This window comes from Peribacillus simplex (assembly GCF_001578185.1).
In the GTDB taxonomy this organism is placed as follows: domain Bacteria; phylum Bacillota; class Bacilli; order Bacillales; family DSM-1321; genus Peribacillus; species Peribacillus simplex_A.
Genome location: NZ_CP011008.1, coordinates 4,708,791 through 4,726,376 on the forward strand (window position 1 = coordinate 4,708,791; position 17,586 = coordinate 4,726,376).

Sequence of the window (17,586 nt, forward strand, 5' to 3'; positions counted from 1 at the left end):
TTGATATATTGGGCCTTCAAGCCGAAAAATGATTCTCATGTACCAATTTAAGCAAGATATTTAAGTTCCAATGCATCTCCTTCCGCTTATTAATTCCAAATTTGATAGACTCATCGCAAATAGATTTATATCGGGGGAATTCCTAACCATGACCTAATTCCTATGTTCAGCCGATGCCCACGCAAAAAAAAAGCTGTCCCAGCATTAAAACATGCGGAACAGCCCTCAATCGATTTAGTTAGTTTGCGACGATATTGACTAATTTGCCTGGTACGGCAATAACTTTGCGGATGGTTTTCCCATCGATTTGTTCTTTGATGGAGTTATCCCCCATTGCAATTTCTTCCAGTTTTTCTTTTGTAGTGTCAGTCGGCACCATTAATTTCGCTTTGACTTTTCCATTGATTTGGATGACGATTTCGACTTCGTTATCCACTAACTTCGCTTCGTCGAACGCAGGCCATGTTCCGTATGTGATGCTCTCGGAGTGACCTAGTTTTGACCAAAGCTCCTCGGCGATATGCGGTGCAACTGGTGCAAGCAATTTGACGAAGCCTTCGATATATACCTTAGGAAGCGAATCCGCTTTATAGGCATCATTAATGAATACCATCAATTGTGAAATCGCCGTATTGAATTTCAATTCTTCATAGTTCTCGGTCACTTTTTTAACCGTTTGATGATAGACTTTTTCAAGCTTGCCCGTGTCATCCGTTTCGGTCACCTTATCTGTGATCGTATTGTCTTCGTTGACCAATAAACGCCAGATACGGTCAAGGAATCTGCGGGATCCGTCCAATCCGTTTGTAGACCAGGCAATCGAAGCATCCAATGGTCCCATGAACATTTCGTACATTCGAAGTGTATCGGCACCATGGCTTTCAACGATATCATCCGGGTTCACGACATTCCCTTTGGATTTACTCATTTTTTCATTATTCTCGCCAAGGATCATTCCTTGGTTAAATAGGTTTTGGAAAGGTTCCTTCGTTGGCACGACACCGATATCGTACAGGAATTTATGCCAGAAACGAGCGTAAAGCAAGTGAAGCACCGCATGCTCAGCGCCGCCAATATAAATGTCGACCGGCATCCATTCTTTTAATTTTTCAGGATCTGCAAGTGCCTCCTTGTTGTCCGGATCGATATAACGAAGGAAGTACCAGCTGCTGCCTGCCCATTGTGGCATGGTGTTTGTCTCACGGCGCCCTTTTCGTCCGTTTTCATCCGTTACGTTCACCCATTCCGTAATGTTTGCAAGAGGTGATTCGCCTGTACCTGAAGGCTTGATGTCTGTCGCTTTCGGTAAAATCAATGGAAGTTCTTCTTCCTTCACTGCAGACATCGTGCCGTCTTCCCAATGTATGATTGGAATCGGTTCACCCCAGTAACGCTGACGGCTGAATAACCAGTCGCGAAGACGGTATGTTATTTTCTTCGTACCGATTTCTTTTTCTTCCAGCCATTTGATCATGGTTGAAATGCCTTCTTCTTTATTCAAGCCATCAAGGAATTCCGAATTCACATGAAGTCCATCGCCTGTATACGCTGCACTTGTCACATCTCCGCCAGCTACGACTTCCTTGATCGGCAATTCGAACTTGACTGCAAATTCATAATCACGCTCATCATGTGCAGGAACGGCCATGATCGCACCTGTTCCGTAGCTGATCAACACGTAATCAGCAATCCAGATCGGCATTTTTTCGCCGTTTACCGGATTAATGGCATAAGCCCCCGTAAACACGCCTGACTTATCCTTTGCCAAGTCTGTTCTTTCCAGGTCGCTTTTATGTTTCACTTCATCTAAATATGCGTCAACTGCTTTCCTTTGATCAGCCGTCGTAATTTTATCGACAAATGGATGTTCAGGTGCCAATACGGCATATGTTGCACCGAATAACGTATCTGGACGAGTCGTGAACACCGTGAATGTATCATCAAAGCCATCGATATTGAATGTAACCTCCGCGCCCTCGGAACGGCCAATCCAGTTACGTTGCATATCCTTGATGTTTTCCGGCCAATCGACATCATTCAAATCGTCGATTAAGCGGTCCGCATAAGCCGTGATTCGAAGCATCCACTGTTTCATAGGGCGGCGCTCAACCGGATGGCCCCCACGCTCACTTTTTCCATCGATGACTTCTTCGTTCGCCAATACCGTGCCAAGGGCTGGACACCAGTTAACGGCCACTTCATCAATATATGCAAGGCCCTTTTCATATAATTTCAAGAAGATCCATTGCGTCCATTTGTAATAGTCAGGGTCTGTCGTGTTAATTTCACGATCCCAGTCATAAGAAAAACCAAGGGCTTTGATTTGGCGGCGGAACGTGTTGATGTTGTGCTCCGTGAATTCAGCTGGATCATTTCCCGTATCGATCGCATATTGCTCTGCCGGAAGTCCAAAAGCGTCCCAGCCGATCGGATGCAAAACATTATACCCCTGCGCCCGTTTCATCCGTGCCAGGATGTCGCTTGCCGTATAACCTTCCGGGTGACCCACATGAAGACCGGCCCCTGAAGGATATGGGAACATATCCAGCGCGTAGAATTTGCGTTTGCCGCTTTCTTCACCCGTTTTGAATGTCTTGTTGCCTTCCCAATACTGCTGCCATTTCGTTTCTATGCTTCTATGGTCAAAACTCATATTATTTCCTCCTAATTTCCGTATAAAAAAACAATAAAAAACCCCTCATCCCAAAATAGGGACGAGAGGATTATGTATATCTTCCCGCGGTACCACCCACATTGGCGATAGCTAAAATCCGCCCAGCTTAAAACATCATCCGTAACATGGATTAAAACGCCAGGCATTACTTTTTACCTTCACACCTGGAACTCCAAGGCGAGTTCACGACCATCCCAGGTTGACTTGCACCACCCGTCAACTCTCTTTACTGAAATAAAATCGCTACTGTTCCTCATCATAGTCTTTATGAGAATATTTGATTATATTACATTCTAGTCAATTTTACCGATAATTGCAATAGCCGTACATAAACATTATCGACAGGTTTTTCATTATATATGCGAATTCAAGGAAAAACGTGCAAAAAAAAGGGAGCTATGCATCCATAGCTCCCTTGCTCCTTTAATGTCGCAGTAATATCATTTCATTTTTCAATTCATTCAATTGCTGCCGCATCCGCGAAAGCATATCCCGTTGTTGGGCATTCGAACTGGCATACAATCGTTCCATATCAGTCAAAGCCTCTTCGATATACCTTTGCGAATTTTGAAATTGTTCATCATCATAATGCTCCTGCCGAGAGGCCTCGTTAAATTCAAACTCTGCAAAATGGAGAGCCCCTTCACATTGCTCTAAAAAATGATCGACGGATTGTCTGGTTGCCATTTCAAACCCTCTCCTTCGCGTCTCATTTGGATGACTCAGTATCATCTTGTTTAGTTTGAGCAAATAACGAGCGGATTATCATTTTTTTTGAGGAATCATCCTTTATCCCAAAACTTCTCCCCTTGATGGGAAATAAACCGCTCGATCCATTCGGCAAAGCCCATATGGAGTTTCTCGCCTTCTTCAAAATCATCGATATGGCCTTTTACCATTAAATAATCCTTATCACCTTTTGCGACGGCCTCCCCATCGATCACGATATTATCTTGATAAATGCAGGCCACTTTAAAGCATCCTTCGTAAGAACTTTCATATGTGTAATTAACAATATCATCCAGGCTATACAAATCATTTCCCTGACCAGATTCTACGCTATCGAACAGACGGCATCCATTCGTTATTTTCAAAAACTCTTTATAATCATCGGGCAGAAGCAATCCGGTTTTCTTTTCAAAGGAATGAATTTGTTCATCCGAAGCAGGTGAATTGAAGGTGCAAGTGGCTTTGTATATGAACCCATCCTCATTTACTTCAATGACCTGATTATTTTCGGCTAATTTCTTTTTCATTTGATTAATCGCTTCTTCAACTTGACCGGTCATGTCCATCAGCTCCCGATTGGATATAGTCATTCACTAGAGATACTAGAAAAAGCAGCTAATTGTTTAGCCTTCAAGTATACAGTATACGCTTATTTTTCAAAAAAAGACCTAGCTGCCCGAATGTTGTATAATATATGTTGCGCTTTATTTTTTACTTAGGAGGTTGCTGATTTGAATCAAGCAAACCCGTTTATATATGCAACGGATAACAAACGATATCATACATGGAATTACCACTTGAGAAATCATTTTGGACATAAGGTTTTTAAAGTTGCCCTTGATGGCGGTTTTGACTGTCCGAACCGTGATGGGACAGTCGCACATGGAGGCTGTACCTTCTGCAGTGCCTCAGGCTCGGGTGACTTTGCGGGCAGCAGGGTTGAACCGCTCGACGTCCAGTTCAAGCAAATCAGCGAACGTATGCATCATAAATGGAAAGACGGTAAGTATATGGCCTATTTCCAAGCGTTCACGAATACGCATGCACCTGTGGCAGAGCTTCGCGAGAAATATGAAAGTGTATTGACCCAGGAAGGTGTCGTCGGACTCTCCATTGCAACGCGTCCGGATTGCCTTCCGGATGATGTAGTCGAGTATTTAGCGGAATTGAACGAACGCACTTATCTATGGGTTGAACTTGGTCTTCAAACGGTTCATGAAAAGACCGCGACGATGATCAACCGTGCCCATGACTTCGATTGCTACAAAGAAGGGGTCGATAAACTGCGCAAACACGGCATCAGCGTATGCTCCCATATCATCAATGGCCTTCCTCAGGAAGATTACGACATGATGATGGAAACAGCCCGGGAAGTCGCCAAACTTGATGTGCAGGGCATAAAGATCCATTTACTTCATCTATTAAAAGGGACCCCTATGGTCAAACAATATGAAAAAGGCCTGCTTGAATTCCTTGACCGTGACGATTATGTCAGCCTGGTATGTGATCAACTGGAAATAATCCCTCCGGAAATGATCGTTCACCGCATAACGGGAGACGGCCCAATCGATTTGATGATCGGGCCAATGTGGAGCGTCAATAAATGGGATGTGTTGAATGCCATTGATGCCGAATTGCAACGCCGCAACAGCTGGCAGGGGAAAAATCATCATACGGAGGTACAATCAGATGAAGCTTGACCGAATTTTGCCATTCGCCAGGATCCTGCTTGAAAAAGCGGTCAAGCCCGGGGATATTACCATTGATGGCACGATGGGCAACGGTTTTGATACTGTCTTCCTGGCAGGACTAACCGGAGAAAACGGACATGTCTATAGTTTTGACATTCAGAAAGAAGCGCTCCAAATCACAGCGGCCAAACTGATGTCCGAGAATTTACAGGAACACTGCACCCTCATTCATGATGGGCATGAACAACTCAGCAAATACATCAGAAAAGAACATTCCGGAAAGATCACAGGTGCCATATTCAACCTAGGCTACCTTCCTGGCGGTGACAAATCAATCATCACCCAAGCAGATACGACGATATCAGCTATTGAACAGCTGTTCGAGATGCTTGCACCTGAAGGCATCATCATCCTCGTCATTTACCATGGACATCCAGGAGGATCGGCTGAACGGGATGCATTGATGGATTATGTACAGGACTTCCCTCAACAAAAAGCGCATATCCTGAAATACGGCTTCATCAACCAAGCCAACAATCCGCCATTCATTGTAGCGATTGAAAAGAGATGATCGCTCCTGACACCGTTCTTTCCCCGAACGGTGTTTTTTCATTTGAAGGAAATGGCTACTTCACAAATGATCGGCAGCAAATTCCAATCATAACTTTTTGAATTTTTCGTCTATAATAATTATAATTAAAGAAAATAGATAAGAGGGTGTAGAAAAAATGGAACAGTTGCCTATTTCATTACTGACCGATATATTGACAGAAAGAATCAAAAGGGATTCGAGTGAAGAGTACGGGAATTTTGTCAGATCGCTTAATTCATTGACAGAAAAACAAAAAAACATGGAAGACCTCAAACAATTTGAAAATCATTTTGATAAGTTCCTGCCACAGCTCGATTTAGTGATTTCCACACAAAACCATGAAGAAATCATGAATATGAAAGCGACGCTTTTAGATTTATTCGCTAATGACTTGAGTTTTAAATCCATCTATCTCCTATCCACCGCCTTATCCAATAAAAATGAACTAACACATTTGAGCCAATTTATGTATCCGGTTACTTTTTGGGCACCGGTCATCAAATCGTACGAATTGCTTACAAAAGCAGGTTGATCCATTTCAAATAAAAAAAGCTGCTGAATGTCTCACTTCAGCAGCTTTTTCAATTATTCCGCATGATTTACCGATCAAACGACATACCCTAATATCTTTAAACGATTTTCAACAAAACTCAGCGCATATTGGAATACATCATCACGCTCCGGTTCGTTGAAGATTTCATGATAAAGCTTCGGCCATTCTTTATATTGCTTTTCACTGGCCAGGTTATAATTAAACCACTCACGAACCGCCTTCTTATTCACGATTCGGTCATCTCCGCCCTGCATGACCAAAAGCGGCACATCCTGAAATTCGGGAATCTCTTCAAAAGCATCCTTCATCGCCTGTGCAAGCTCGCGATACCAGCGAATCGAAACCTTCGTGATATATAATGTATCGTTTCTATCGGATTCACGAATTTCCGCACTTCTCGTCGCCATTTCAGGTGTCAATCCGGAATCTACCCTTAACTGAGGCATCATGATGTTCAAACCATGCGAGATGGTTGTCAGGAACTTCCGCGGCTTCGTCACGAGGCCTAAACATGGAGAAGAAAGAATCACCCCTGCAATGTCCCATTCCTCTTCCTGAAGAAGGCGTATCGAAATCAAACCGCCCATGCTATGTCCAAGTAAAAAGACCGGCAACGAATATTCGTAAGCCTCTTCTATCCAGCTTTTCACTTCGTCTAAATATTCATCAAAGGAATCGATATGTCCCCGGTAGGCGCGAGTTGTCATACCCTGCCCAGGAAGGTCGCCCATGACGACATGGTATCCAGCTGAAAGCCACATTTGTGTTAGCCACTTATAACGGCCGTGATGTTCCATCGCCCCATGAATGATGACAATGACGCCTTTTGCGTCTCCTTCTGTCTCCCATTTCCACATTCGAAATCCCCCTTTCACTTTTCACTTGTTGTATACGATCCATGATAGTTAAAATAATATATATAAATTATAACCATATTCGTGATTTTCGCCAAAAAAGAAACCTAACAAGTTGTACATTTATATTATAAATAGCCAAGTGTATTTGCATACGGTATATTAAAATAATACATAAAAACATTCACTTCGGAAAGGAAATGATTGAAAATGATTATTTATCCGTTTAAAGGTAAAGAACCTGATATCGCTGAAAGCGCTTATATTGCTGAAAATGCTGTTGTGACAGGTGATGTGAAAATTGGTGAAGAATCGTCAATTTGGTTCAATTCCGTCATACGCGGCGATGTATCCCCAACCATCATTGGGAACAAAGTCAGTATACAGGATAACAGCGTTCTGCACCAAAGCCCAAATAATCCATTGATCATCGAGGATGAAGTAACCATTGGCCATCAGGTCATTTTACATAGCTGTAAAATCCGAAAAGGAGCTTTGATCGGCATGGGCTCGATTGTGCTTGATGCAGCGGAAATCGGCGAAGGGGCTTTTATAGGTGCAGGCAGTCTCGTTCCCCAAGGCAAAGTCATTCCACCGAACATGTTGGCATTCGGACGCCCAGCTAAGGTCATTCGTGAAATCAACGAAGAAGACCGTCAGGATATGGAACGTATCGTACGCGAATATGCTGAAAAAGGGCAATACTACAAAACGGCAGAACGTATAAAATAAACTGAATATAGCGGGAACTTATAGGTACGCACCAAACTTACGAACTCACGAGTAAATGAACCAATCTCACGAGTATTCGCACTAAACTCACGAGTAAATGAACCAAACTCACGAGTATTCGCACTAAACTCACGAGTAAACGAGCCAAACTCACGAGTATTCGCACTAAACTCACGAGTATTCGCCCAATCTCACGAGTAAACGAGCCAAATTCACGAGTATTCGCACTAATCTCACGAGTAAACGAGCCAACCTCACGAGTATTCGCACTAAACTCACGAGTAAACGAGCCAAATTCACGAGTATTCGCACTAATCTCACGGGTATATGAACGTGAGTGGATTTCTATGGGATTTCTTGAATTACTCCCTCTGACGGCAAAATATATCAATAAAAAAAGGTGTCCGCTATAAGCGGGACACCTTTTCATTTATTGATTATGCTTGTGCTTTTAATGTTTCTGCTTTATCTGTGCGTTCCCATGGAAGATCGACATCTGTACGGCCAAAGTGTCCGTATGCAGCTGTTTGTTTGTAAATAGGGCGACGAAGATCAAGCATTTTGATGATACCGGCTGGACGAAGGTCGAAGTTAGCGCGAACTAGGTCAACAAGGACTTCTTCGCTAACAGTACCAGTTCCGAACGTATCAATCGAGATCGATACAGGCTCTGCCACACCAATTGCGTATGCCAATTGAACTTCCGCTTTGTCAGCAAGGCCAGCTGCCACGATGTTTTTCGCAACGTAACGAGCAGCATATGCCGCAGAACGGTCAACTTTAGTAGCATCCTTACCAGAGAATGCACCGCCGCCGTGACGAGCGTATCCGCCATACGTATCAACGATGATTTTACGTCCAGTAAGACCAGCATCCCCTTGAGGTCCACCAATTACGAAACGGCCAGTCGGGTTGATGAAGTACTTAGTTTCAGCATCGATCAATTCAGCTGGAACAACTGCTTTGATCACATGTTCTTTTAAATCTGCTTGAATTTGTTCAAGCGTAATTTCTGCATCATGCTGTGTAGAGATAACGATCGTATCAACACGTACAGGACGGTTATTCTCATCATACTCCACAGTTACCTGTGTTTTACCATCAGGGCGTAAGTAAGCAAGCGTTTCATCTTTACGAACTTGAGCCAGGCGGAATGAAAGTTTATGTGCCAATGAGATCGGAAGCGGCATAAGCTCTTCAGTTTCATTACAGGCAAATCCGAACATAAGACCTTGGTCCCCTGCACCGATTGCATCGATTTCTTCCTCTGACATGTGTCCTTCACGAGCTTCCAATGCTTTATCGACACCAGCTGCGATATCTGCAGACTGCTCATCAATTGAACTCAATACAGCACAAGTTTCAGCATCGAAACCGTATTTCGCACGTGTGTAGCCAATTCCTGCAATCGTATCACGAACGATACGCGGAATATCCACGTAAGCGGATGTTGTAATTTCTCCAGCAACAAGTACAAGACCTGTTGTTACACTTGTTTCGCACGCAACACGTGCATTTGCATCCTTAGCAAGGATAGCATCTAAAATGGAATCTGAAATCTGATCACAAATCTTGTCCGGATGGCCCTCTGTAACAGATTCAGAAGTAAATAGACGTTTCTTTGACATCATATTTCCTCCTTGGAAGTTAGTATGTTGTAGGCATAAGCCTGATTTTTTACGGAACTCGTTTCCCTCATTAGTTTCAACTATAGACACAGAATTACTTATTAAAAACACAAAAACCTTCCCTGGCAAATGAGGAAAGGTTTAAAATTCTGTCTTCTATCCTTTCACTCTTATCGTTCAAGGGTTTTTTACCTTGCTCAGGTTAGCACCATCACCACTATTCCTTGAAGAACCATCGCTTTATTTTCGGCGATCGATCTTGGAGTCAAGTTCAATATGGCAGGTTGCTGGGTTTCAAAGGGCCTGTCCCTCCACCAACTCGGGATAAGAGAATCCGTACAATTTAAGATATTATCGTATCTGGTTGGAATTTGTCAATGCTTTTCTAAAAAAGAACACTTCCCCCAGAATGGCGTTCACGTGAAAATACGTGTTGGTTCAACGTCTTTAAAGGGTTTCCAAACCGGGGCGAATAGAAATAATGAAAATTGCCATTAATAATAGAACATTGAGAACAAGAATTGGAAAGGCATCATGATTTACCATTCTAAATTAAGATGCTTCCATGAAAGTATATGCGATCATCCTGACTCGGTTCCTTCCCATTTAAATTGATTAATGCGGCCAGTTGAAAATTATCACAAAAAAAAATAAATAGTATAGACTATTTAAATGAATGTGTTATACTAATTGTAATATAAAAACTTAAACAAAGGAAGGTACCTCATATATGAATTCTGTAGATGTTTCTAATGAGTTACACCAATTATTAACAGGAAACAATGTTCAAACTCAACTTTCAGTTCCTCAATTGGTTGAAAAGGTATTGAGCAGAAACGAAGGCGTTTTAACATCAACTGGCGCAGTAAAAGCTGAAACCGGCAAATATACTGGTCGTTCACCTAAAGATAAATATATCGTGGAAGAAGCATCTGTTAAAGATAAAGTCGATTGGGGTTCAGTGAACCGGCCAATTTCCGAAGATGTGTTCAATAAACTATATAATAAAGTAGTTGACTACCTAAAAGCAAAAGAAGAGATTTTTGTTTTCAAAGGTTTCGCTGGTGCAGACGAATCATCACGCCTTCCTATCCAAGTTGTTAATGAATATGCTTGGCATAATCTTTTCGCCCATACTTTGTTCATCCGTCCAAACGAAGAGGAACTAAGAGGTCACGAATCAGAATTCACAATACTTTCGGCACCTAATTTCAAAGCAGATCCAGAAGTGGACGGAACTTCTTCTGAAACTTTCATCATCGTTTCATTTGAACGCCGCACCATCCTTATCGGCGGAACGGAATATGCAGGTGAAATGAAAAAATCGATCTTCTCGATCATGAACTACTTACTTCCAGAGGCTGGAATCCTTCCAATGCATTGCTCTGCTAACGTAGGACGTGAAGGGGACGTCGCTTTATTCTTCGGACTGTCCGGTACAGGTAAAACAACGTTATCCGCAGACACTAATCGTAAACTGATTGGCGATGACGAGCACGGCTGGTCTTCTAACGGTGTTTTCAACATCGAAGGCGGCTGCTATGCGAAAACGATCAACCTTTCACGCGAAAAAGAACCACAAATTTTCGATGCGATCCGTTTCGGTGCCGTATTGGAAAACGTAGTTGTTGATCCTGAAACACGTGAAGCGAACTATGATGATAGTTCATTAACAGAAAACACTCGTGCTGCATACCAAATGCAAGCGATCGATAACATCGTGAGCCCAAGTATCGCAGGACACCCAAATACAATCATTTTCTTAACAGCTGATGCTTCAGGCGTACTGCCTCCAATCAGCAAGCTTTCCAAAGAACAGGCAATGTTCCATTTCCTAAGTGGGTACACAAGTAAATTGGCTGGTACTGAAAGAGGAGTAACTTCACCGGAAGCTACCTTTTCTACATGTTTCGGTTCACCATTCTTACCGCTTCCGGCTACACGCTATGCTGAAATGCTTGGAGATAAAATTGACGAGCACAACGCAAAGGTATACCTTGTCAACACTGGATGGACTGGCGGTGCATACGGAACTGGCAGCCGTATGAAACTTGCTTACACTCGTGCGATGGTACAAGCGGCACTTGAAGGCGAATTAGCAAATATCGAGACAACCAAAGACGATATCTTTGGTTTGGATATTCCACTTCATGTTCCTGGTGTTCCTGACGAAGTGCTTCAGCCAATCAAGACTTGGGAAGATCCTGCTGCATATACACAAGCAGCTACAGCTCTTGCTGCCCAGTTCCGTGCAAACTTTAAAAAATTCGGAAGCGTTCCAAGTGAAATCGAAGAACTTGGCGGCCCGACAGCATAATAAATTGTACCCAAAAGGACCAAGCCCTTGCTTGGTCCTTTCTTTATAAACTGACTAATCTGAGCAAAAAATCAACCATTACGATCTCACTGCTGTAAAAGCCACATTAGCCTGAAGCGCCAGGCAAACCAAATCTGCTCTTCACATGTCCGCATAGGAAGTCATATTTACAGAACATATAGTATTATCCAATCTATACTTTTGAATTAAAAACAGCCAAGAAACTGCCTCCTATGTTCCAGCTAGTGGCTATCATTCCATTTGTTCAGAAAGCCCGGGGAAAGGTCTCCTGAACCAATCCTATACATCCTGCTGGCCATATAATAAACGAGAAGTTCGTCATCCTTTTTCCATACTATAAAACCACTCCTCTTGCCCGCCCCACCTCCTCCTAACTAATATAGACTTCGCTGCAAATAAAAAATTACAGGTTCATCCTATTATTATTTCAAATGATTTTTTAATATGTTGCAAAACTTAAAGGGTGCTGACTGAGTCAACACCCTTTATTCTCTATCCTATCCATTTCCGGCCTTGCAGCAGAATCAGTTGTTTATTAGATAATCATTTTGTTCCTTACTTCTTTCAAATGTTCTGTTTTATATTCGAATACATTGCCTAAGTTGACAATTTGGGTGTTATGTTTATTTGCATCAATGCAATTTCGAGTATCCAAAATTATTTTATGAGCCATCTTATTCGAAACTTTGTCATAATCCATTTCTTTAAATTCATTATGATCGGTTAAGACAAGAATCAGGTCGGCATCCTTTACAGCGTCCTCGACAGAAACGACTGGCATTTTTCCAGATTGGACATGTGGGTCATGTAGGGATACTTCCACCTGATCCATGCTCATCAAGATATTTACAACATCAATGGCCGGGCTTTCACGGATATCATCTACATTTCCTTTGTAGGCAAGTCCAAAAACCGCTACCTTTGGTTTACGGATACCTTCAAGTAACATCCTGACACAATTGACGATATAATACGGCATAGAAACGTTCGTGTCACGGGCTAATTTGATGATTCTAGCTGTCTCAGGAGCTTTAGCGACAATGAAATAAGGATCGACCGCGAGACAATGTCCACCTACCCCTGGTCCTGGTTGATGAATATTTACACGTGGATGCTTATTTGCCATTGATATGACATCCAATACATTGATATCCAATTGGAAGCAAACTTTAGCCAACTCATTCGCAAGAGCAATATTCACATCACGGAAGGTATTTTCCATCAACTTGGACATTTCAGCCGTTTTCGCATCCGTACGAATGATTTCCCCTTTAACGAAAGTTTCATAGACAAGGCTTCCTTTGTAGGAGCAGGCTTCTGTAATGCCGCCGACGATTCGGTTATTATGCACCAATTCTTCTAGTATTCTCCCAGGCAAGACACGTTCCGGACAATGTACGAGAAAGATATCTTTCCCGATCGTTAGCCCTGACATCTCAATCAATGGCTTGATATGATCATCCATGCTCCTTGGTGCAATCGTCGATTCAATAATGATGACATTTCCCTTCTGAACAAAAGGAAGAATACTTGAAGTTGCTTGCATAACATAGGTAAGATCACACGATTGGTGTTGATCCTCATTGTTTGGAGTTGGGACCGCAATGATGAAAACATCCGCAGGCTCAGGGTTTAAGGCAGCACGAAATCTTTTGGCATCTAGCACTTCATTTAACACTTCTTCTAGTCCAGGTTCTTCAATATGGAGCTTTCCATTATTCAATTTATTAATAACATCAGGATGGATATCCACGCCAACAACATCTACTCCATGTTTTGCGAACATTAAAGATGTTGGAAGTCCTATATAACCTAGTCCCATTGTACATAATTTCATAATAACCACTCCTCATCATATTTTCTTCTAGTATTCTAGTTTTGTTAAGCTGATTGATAGATTTGGATGAAGATTTCTTTCTCTTGCTTCCAATTGTATTTTAGGCGGGCTTTCAGACAGTTGCTGCTCATTTCCGCTCTTTTTTCTGGATGCTTTAATAAATAATTGACTCCGTCTGCAATAGAACGGGGATCATGGGAGTCGACGCACATACCAACTTTCTCAGTGTCTACTACCTTTTGAATTTCTGGAAAGCTGCAGGCGATGACAGGAACTCCGCTCATCATATATTCAAACAACTTATTGGAAGAAGCAGAATAATGATTAAAGCAGACATTATTCAATACCTGAAAACCTAAATATGCGTTTTTCGTATAATGAAGCAAATCATCAACAGGTACCTTCGGGATAAATTTCACCCGATGTTCGAGGCCCATTGCCTCTACCTTTTTTATTAATTCAGGCTTGATCTTTCCATCTCCAATGAAAACAAGCGTTCCAGCTTCCATCATCGGCACTGCCTCAACCACTTTCTCTAACCCCCTGCCCGTTTGAATGCCGCCTTGATATAACAATATCCGCTCGTCCTCTGGCAGCTTGAGCAACTCGTGTAAATCCACGACTGTACTTTCCTCAGGCAATGTAGGGATTGGGTAGTTATGGACCACTTTCGGATACAGACCGTATAAGTCTTCATTATATTTAGCACGAGTATGATTTTCGGCAATCATTTCGTCGACAAATTTTAATAGAAACTTTTCCATTATCCCGTAAATCCGGCTATTATAACCGGTTCTGCTCGTTTGAACTTCATGAGAATCATATATGAGCTTTTTACGTCTTAGAAATTTACTGCTGATCGCTCCCTGCATTAACGTATTCAAATCATTCGAATGATAAAAGTCATATTTCTTTTTACGTCCGTAATGAACCATTTGAAAAAAAATATAGCTTCTTGTCAAAAGATTCGGTAGTTTTGTTTTCGTAACAATTGTGGCGATTATTGCAAGAAGCGCCATAACACTCACCAATACGACAGTACTGATCCAGCCCGTAATCAGGTTCATGTTCAACAAGGTATTCCAAACCAATAAAGTGAGAACGGTCAATTCAAACATCTTACTTTTCACTTTTTTCACGATTCTAAGTACTCTATTAAGTCTATCCCAGCGATTATTCACTCGAATGACATTAAATCCATTTTTATGTTTCTCTTTTTTTTGTAATTCTTCATTTTTCCAGTTATGAATGGCAATTAAGTCGACTTCATAACCTTCTTCAGTAAGGGCAGTGCACTCCCTTAGAACCCGTGCATCGTTGGTAAAATGATTCCACACAAACATACATACCTTCTTCGCCATTTTTACCTCCACTTTTCCAGATATGCCGTCAGCTAGATGCTTCCATCACGTTAATGAGCCCTTGAATATTTTTTGACCATAGAAAATTTTGTTTTGCATATCGATGGCCATTTTCACCCAGCTCTTCGCGAAGAGCCTTCTCAGAGGCCATTGTTAAAATATGTTGACTGATTTCATCAACCTTTCTACTATCTGCCACAATCCCGCATTGCGCCTCTGAAATCATTTGCCTGGCGCGCCCGCCGACATCACCGACAATCGGTTTCCCTACACACATATAGTCGATTATTTTCCCAGGCAGCACCTTGTTAAAGACATCCTTCTCAACTAAGCTTACATACGCAATATGGGATGAGGATACTTCATTAAGAGTCACCCTCCTGTTCATCGCTTTGATGACCCTTATATTGGTCAACCCTTTAGAGGATATCTCGTCTTGGACTTCGGACATTCGATAGCCATATCCAATAATCGTGAACTCAATTTGTTTATGTTCCTTCAGTGTTTCAGCAACTGCTATTAACTTTTTAATATCTTGGGCAAGTCCGATATTACCCGTATAAACGACCTTGATCCTATTTTCCGAAATTGGCGGAAGCCTTTTTTTCAAGTTCAGCTCGTCTGCAGTAAGCGAATTGGGAATGAATTGGATATCATCATCTTTGACTCCTTTTGAAAGGATATAATCCCTAAATCCAGGACTATTGATGATAATTTGGTTAGAGTGTCGATATATTTTTCTTTCAAGGAAAAAAGCCATTTTCAAGATCCACCTATTCGTGAATACGCCTACTCCCTGCAATGATTCGGGCCATAAGTCTCTTACATCGGTTATTAGCTTTGCCTTCATCTTTTTCTTGGCAATCAATGCCGCAAATATCGGGAAAATAGGTGGGGTCGTGACAAACACATAGTCATATTTTTTTTCCAATCGAATGATTGTGTAAATGAAGAGCCACATCGCTTCCAAATAATGAAGCAAGCGTCTCCACATATTGCTTGTATACCTCTTCACTTTATCTGGTTGAATCCTGATGATATCTTTTTCCTCAATATCGACTTCATCCCAAAAATGGGAATCTTGATATAAACTTTGATGAGGATAACTCGGCTTCAAAGTGATGACTGTAACCTCATAGCCGCTTCGCTTCAAATTGAGATATACATTCTTCATCCTGTTTCCTGCGCTCCCAATTTCAGGATAAAAGTTTTGCACAATCATCAGGACACTTTTCATATGAGCCTATCACCTCGATTCTTAATATCGTCCTGCTTTTTATTGTAAATGGACGATATTAAGCGGGAGTTAAAGAAATATAAAGTCCCTATTAAGTTTGTAAATATTCTGTTAATTGTTGCGTTAATAAAATTTTTCTTAAGAACAACTCGTTATAATAGGGAGGAAATAAAGAAAGCGAGGAAATCATAATGCCTAAAAATCGTTTAAAGGTCATGACTGTGTTTGGGACAAGACCGGAGGCCATTAAAATGGCACCTGTCGTATTGGAACTGAAAAAACACCAGGAAGAAATCGAAACCATCGTAGTGGTCACCGCCCAGCATCGAGATATGCTTGATCAAGTCCTGCAATGTTTCAAAATAAGACCAGACTACGATTTGAATATGATGAAAGAAAGACAAACATTAGAAGAGATCACAACTCGCGGTATTGGGGAACTGAGCGCTCTTATGAAAGAACTGCAACCAGATATCGTGCTCGTTCATGGAGATACAACGACGACTTTCATCGCCAGCTTAGCCGCTTTTTATAATAAAATTCAAATTGGCCATGTTGAGGCTGGTCTTCGGACGGGTAATAAGTATTCTCCATATCCTGAAGAAATGAATAGACAGCTGACAGGCGTCTTAGCTGACTTGCATTTTGCCCCAACAAATCAGGCAGCAGAGAATCTAATTTTGGAAAATAAAAAGAGTGATTCGATCCATATTACCGGCAATACGGCTATCGATGCTTTGAAAACCACAGTAAGGAAAGACTACGAACATCCAATTCTATCTGGCTTGAATGGAGATCGTATGTTATTGATGACAGCGCACAGACGAGAAAATATCGGTAAACCAATGGAAGAAATATTCCGTTCCGTCAAACGGCTGCTTGAAGATCACACGGATATCCAAGTTGTTTTCCCACTTCATAAAAACCCAGTCGTCCGTGAAATTGCTTACCGGATTTTTGGTAAAACGGAAAGACTTCACTTAATAGAGCCGCTTGAGGTGCTTGATTTTCATAATTTTGCGGCGCACGCCCATCTAATAATGACAGATTCCGGAGGGGTACAAGAAGAAGCTCCCTCACTTGGTGTTCCTGTCCTTGTATTACGCGATACGACAGAACGGCCAGAAGGGATTGAGGCTGGCACCCTTCTATTGGCAGGAATTGAGGAAGAACGAATTTATCAATTAGCCACAGACTTACTTACAAATGAAGAAACCTATAAAAAAATGGCGACAGCTTCCAACCCATATGGGGACGGGTTTGCTTCAAAGCGGATTGTTGAAATCCTATTAAAGCATTGTGAATTGCAATCGCCCCTTCCATTATGAAAATAGTTCATGAAAGTAAGATAACGGAAAAC

15 protein-coding genes, 1 riboswitch and 1 other annotated feature are annotated in these 17,586 nt (G+C 41.8%); of the genes, 6 read left to right on the forward strand and 9 right to left on the reverse strand.

The genetic code is table 11. The features are described 5' to 3' along the window. Positions 1–238: 238 nt before the first annotated feature. The 3 genes from leuS to UP17_RS22015 all read right to left on the reverse strand — a co-directional run bounded on the left by leuS (position 239) and on the right by UP17_RS22015 (position 3,963). Complete coding sequence (leuS, locus tag UP17_RS22005) at positions 239–2,653, reverse strand: leucine--tRNA ligase (RefSeq protein WP_061465303.1); 2,415 nt, start codon at positions 2,651–2,653, stop codon at positions 239–241. A 54-nt stretch (positions 2,654–2,707) separates the two neighbouring features. Beyond that, positions 2,708–2,943 (reverse strand) — a binding site (T-box leader). Positions 2,944–3,097: 154 nt separating this feature from the next. Continuing rightward, complete coding sequence (locus UP17_RS22010; RefSeq protein ID WP_061465304.1) at positions 3,098–3,361, reverse strand: DUF2524 family protein; 264 nt, start codon at positions 3,359–3,361, stop codon at positions 3,098–3,100. 95 nt (positions 3,362–3,456) lie between these two features. Beyond that, a complete protein-coding gene (locus UP17_RS22015; protein WP_061465305.1) occupies positions 3,457–3,963 on the reverse strand; it encodes an SMI1/KNR4 family protein in 507 nt (168 codons plus the stop codon). A gap of 171 nt (positions 3,964–4,134) precedes the next feature. Between UP17_RS22015 and UP17_RS22020 the strand changes: the two genes are divergently transcribed. The 3 genes from UP17_RS22020 to UP17_RS22030 all read left to right on the forward strand — a co-directional run bounded on the left by UP17_RS22020 (position 4,135) and on the right by UP17_RS22030 (position 6,218). Further along, positions 4,135–5,103, forward strand: coding sequence for a tRNA modification radical SAM protein MnmL/YtqA (locus UP17_RS22020; protein WP_061465306.1), 969 nt, complete (start codon positions 4,135–4,137; stop codon positions 5,101–5,103). Next, on the forward strand, positions 5,093–5,665 hold the full coding sequence (locus UP17_RS22025; protein ID WP_061465307.1) for a tRNA 5-(aminomethyl)-2-thiouridylate-methyltransferase MnmM: 573 nt from the start codon (positions 5,093–5,095) through the stop codon (positions 5,663–5,665). Before UP17_RS22020 ends, UP17_RS22025 begins: the two co-directional genes overlap by 11 nt. A 157-nt stretch (positions 5,666–5,822) precedes the next feature. Next, positions 5,823–6,218 (forward strand): hypothetical protein, encoded by a 396-nt coding sequence (locus tag UP17_RS22030; protein ID WP_061465308.1) that lies wholly within the window; start codon positions 5,823–5,825, stop codon positions 6,216–6,218. A 74-nt stretch (positions 6,219–6,292) separates the two neighbouring features. Here the strand turns inward: UP17_RS22030 and UP17_RS22035 are convergent, their stop codons facing one another. Then, positions 6,293–7,096 (reverse strand): alpha/beta hydrolase, encoded by an 804-nt coding sequence (locus tag UP17_RS22035; protein ID WP_061465309.1) that lies wholly within the window; start codon positions 7,094–7,096, stop codon positions 6,293–6,295. Between the two features lie 210 nt (positions 7,097–7,306). Here UP17_RS22035 and UP17_RS22040 point away from each other — a divergent pair, with 210 nt between their 5' ends. Further along, complete coding sequence (locus UP17_RS22040; protein WP_061466260.1) at positions 7,307–7,825, forward strand: gamma carbonic anhydrase; 519 nt, start codon at positions 7,307–7,309, stop codon at positions 7,823–7,825. A 37-nt stretch (positions 7,826–7,862) separates the two neighbouring features. Here UP17_RS22040 and UP17_RS27995 read toward each other — a convergent pair whose 3' ends face one another. After that, a complete protein-coding gene (locus UP17_RS27995) occupies positions 7,863–8,216 on the reverse strand; it encodes a hypothetical protein (RefSeq protein WP_155727448.1) in 354 nt (117 codons plus the stop codon). Positions 8,217–8,262: 46 nt separating this feature from the next. Beyond that, positions 8,263–9,456, reverse strand: coding sequence for a methionine adenosyltransferase (gene metK / locus UP17_RS22045; RefSeq protein WP_061465310.1), 1,194 nt, complete (start codon positions 9,454–9,456; stop codon positions 8,263–8,265). Between the two features lie 164 nt (positions 9,457–9,620). Next, a riboswitch (SAM riboswitch) is annotated at positions 9,621–9,784 on the reverse strand. Positions 9,785–10,183: 399 nt separating this feature from the next. On the opposite strand from metK, the gene pckA reads away from it, so the two are divergent. Next, the gene (gene pckA / locus UP17_RS22050) at positions 10,184–11,770 is read left to right on the forward strand and encodes a phosphoenolpyruvate carboxykinase (ATP) (protein ID WP_061465311.1); all 1,587 of its coding nucleotides are present in this window, start codon (positions 10,184–10,186) and stop codon (positions 11,768–11,770) included. Positions 11,771–12,326: 556 nt separating this feature from the next. Here pckA and UP17_RS22055 read toward each other — a convergent pair. Genes UP17_RS22055 through UP17_RS22065 form a run of 3 tightly spaced genes read right to left on the reverse strand, consistent with a single transcriptional unit; the run spans position 12,327 to position 16,163 of the window. Next, positions 12,327–13,628: a nucleotide sugar dehydrogenase gene (locus tag UP17_RS22055; protein WP_061465312.1), complete on the reverse strand. Its 1,302-nt coding sequence runs from the start codon at positions 13,626–13,628 to the stop codon at positions 12,327–12,329. A gap of 44 nt (positions 13,629–13,672) precedes the next feature. After that, on the reverse strand, positions 13,673–14,989 hold the full coding sequence (locus UP17_RS22060; protein WP_061465313.1) for a glycosyltransferase: 1,317 nt from the start codon (positions 14,987–14,989) through the stop codon (positions 13,673–13,675). A gap of 28 nt (positions 14,990–15,017) precedes the next feature. Next, a complete protein-coding gene (locus UP17_RS22065; protein WP_250211716.1) occupies positions 15,018–16,163 on the reverse strand; it encodes a glycosyltransferase family 4 protein in 1,146 nt (381 codons plus the stop codon). A 254-nt stretch (positions 16,164–16,417) separates the two neighbouring features. Here UP17_RS22065 and wecB point away from each other — a divergent pair, with 254 nt between their 5' ends. After that, complete coding sequence (gene wecB, locus UP17_RS22070; RefSeq protein WP_061465315.1) at positions 16,418–17,554, forward strand: non-hydrolyzing UDP-N-acetylglucosamine 2-epimerase; 1,137 nt, start codon at positions 16,418–16,420, stop codon at positions 17,552–17,554. Positions 17,555–17,586 lie beyond the last annotated feature (32 nt).

Bases quoted from the DNA above. Each gene is read 5' to 3' on its own strand.
- leuS (WP_061465303.1), bottom strand. From the start codon at position 2,653: ATGAGTTTTGACCATAGAAGCATAGAAACGAAATGGCAGCAGTATTGG.
- pckA (WP_061465311.1), top strand. From the start codon at position 10,184: ATGAATTCTGTAGATGTTTCTAATGAGTTACACCAATTATTAACAGGA.
- metK (WP_061465310.1), bottom strand. From the start codon at position 9,456: ATGATGTCAAAGAAACGTCTATTTACTTCTGAATCTGTTACAGAGGGC.
- UP17_RS22060 (WP_061465313.1), bottom strand. From the start codon at position 14,989: ATGGCGAAGAAGGTATGTATGTTTGTGTGGAATCATTTTACCAACGAT.
- UP17_RS22035 (WP_061465309.1), bottom strand. From the start codon at position 7,096: ATGTGGAAATGGGAGACAGAAGGAGACGCAAAAGGCGTCATTGTCATC.
- wecB (WP_061465315.1), top strand. From the start codon at position 16,418: ATGCCTAAAAATCGTTTAAAGGTCATGACTGTGTTTGGGACAAGACCG.
- UP17_RS22015 (WP_061465305.1), bottom strand. From the start codon at position 3,963: ATGACCGGTCAAGTTGAAGAAGCGATTAATCAAATGAAAAAGAAATTA.
- UP17_RS22025 (WP_061465307.1), top strand. From the start codon at position 5,093: ATGAAGCTTGACCGAATTTTGCCATTCGCCAGGATCCTGCTTGAAAAA.
- UP17_RS22055 (WP_061465312.1), bottom strand. From the start codon at position 13,628: ATGAAATTATGTACAATGGGACTAGGTTATATAGGACTTCCAACATCT.
- UP17_RS22010 (WP_061465304.1), bottom strand. From the start codon at position 3,361: ATGGCAACCAGACAATCCGTCGATCATTTTTTAGAGCAATGTGAAGGG.
- UP17_RS22065 (WP_250211716.1), bottom strand. From the start codon at position 16,163: ATGAAGAATGTATATCTCAATTTGAAGCGAAGCGGCTATGAGGTTACA.
- UP17_RS22030 (WP_061465308.1), top strand. From the start codon at position 5,823: ATGGAACAGTTGCCTATTTCATTACTGACCGATATATTGACAGAAAGA.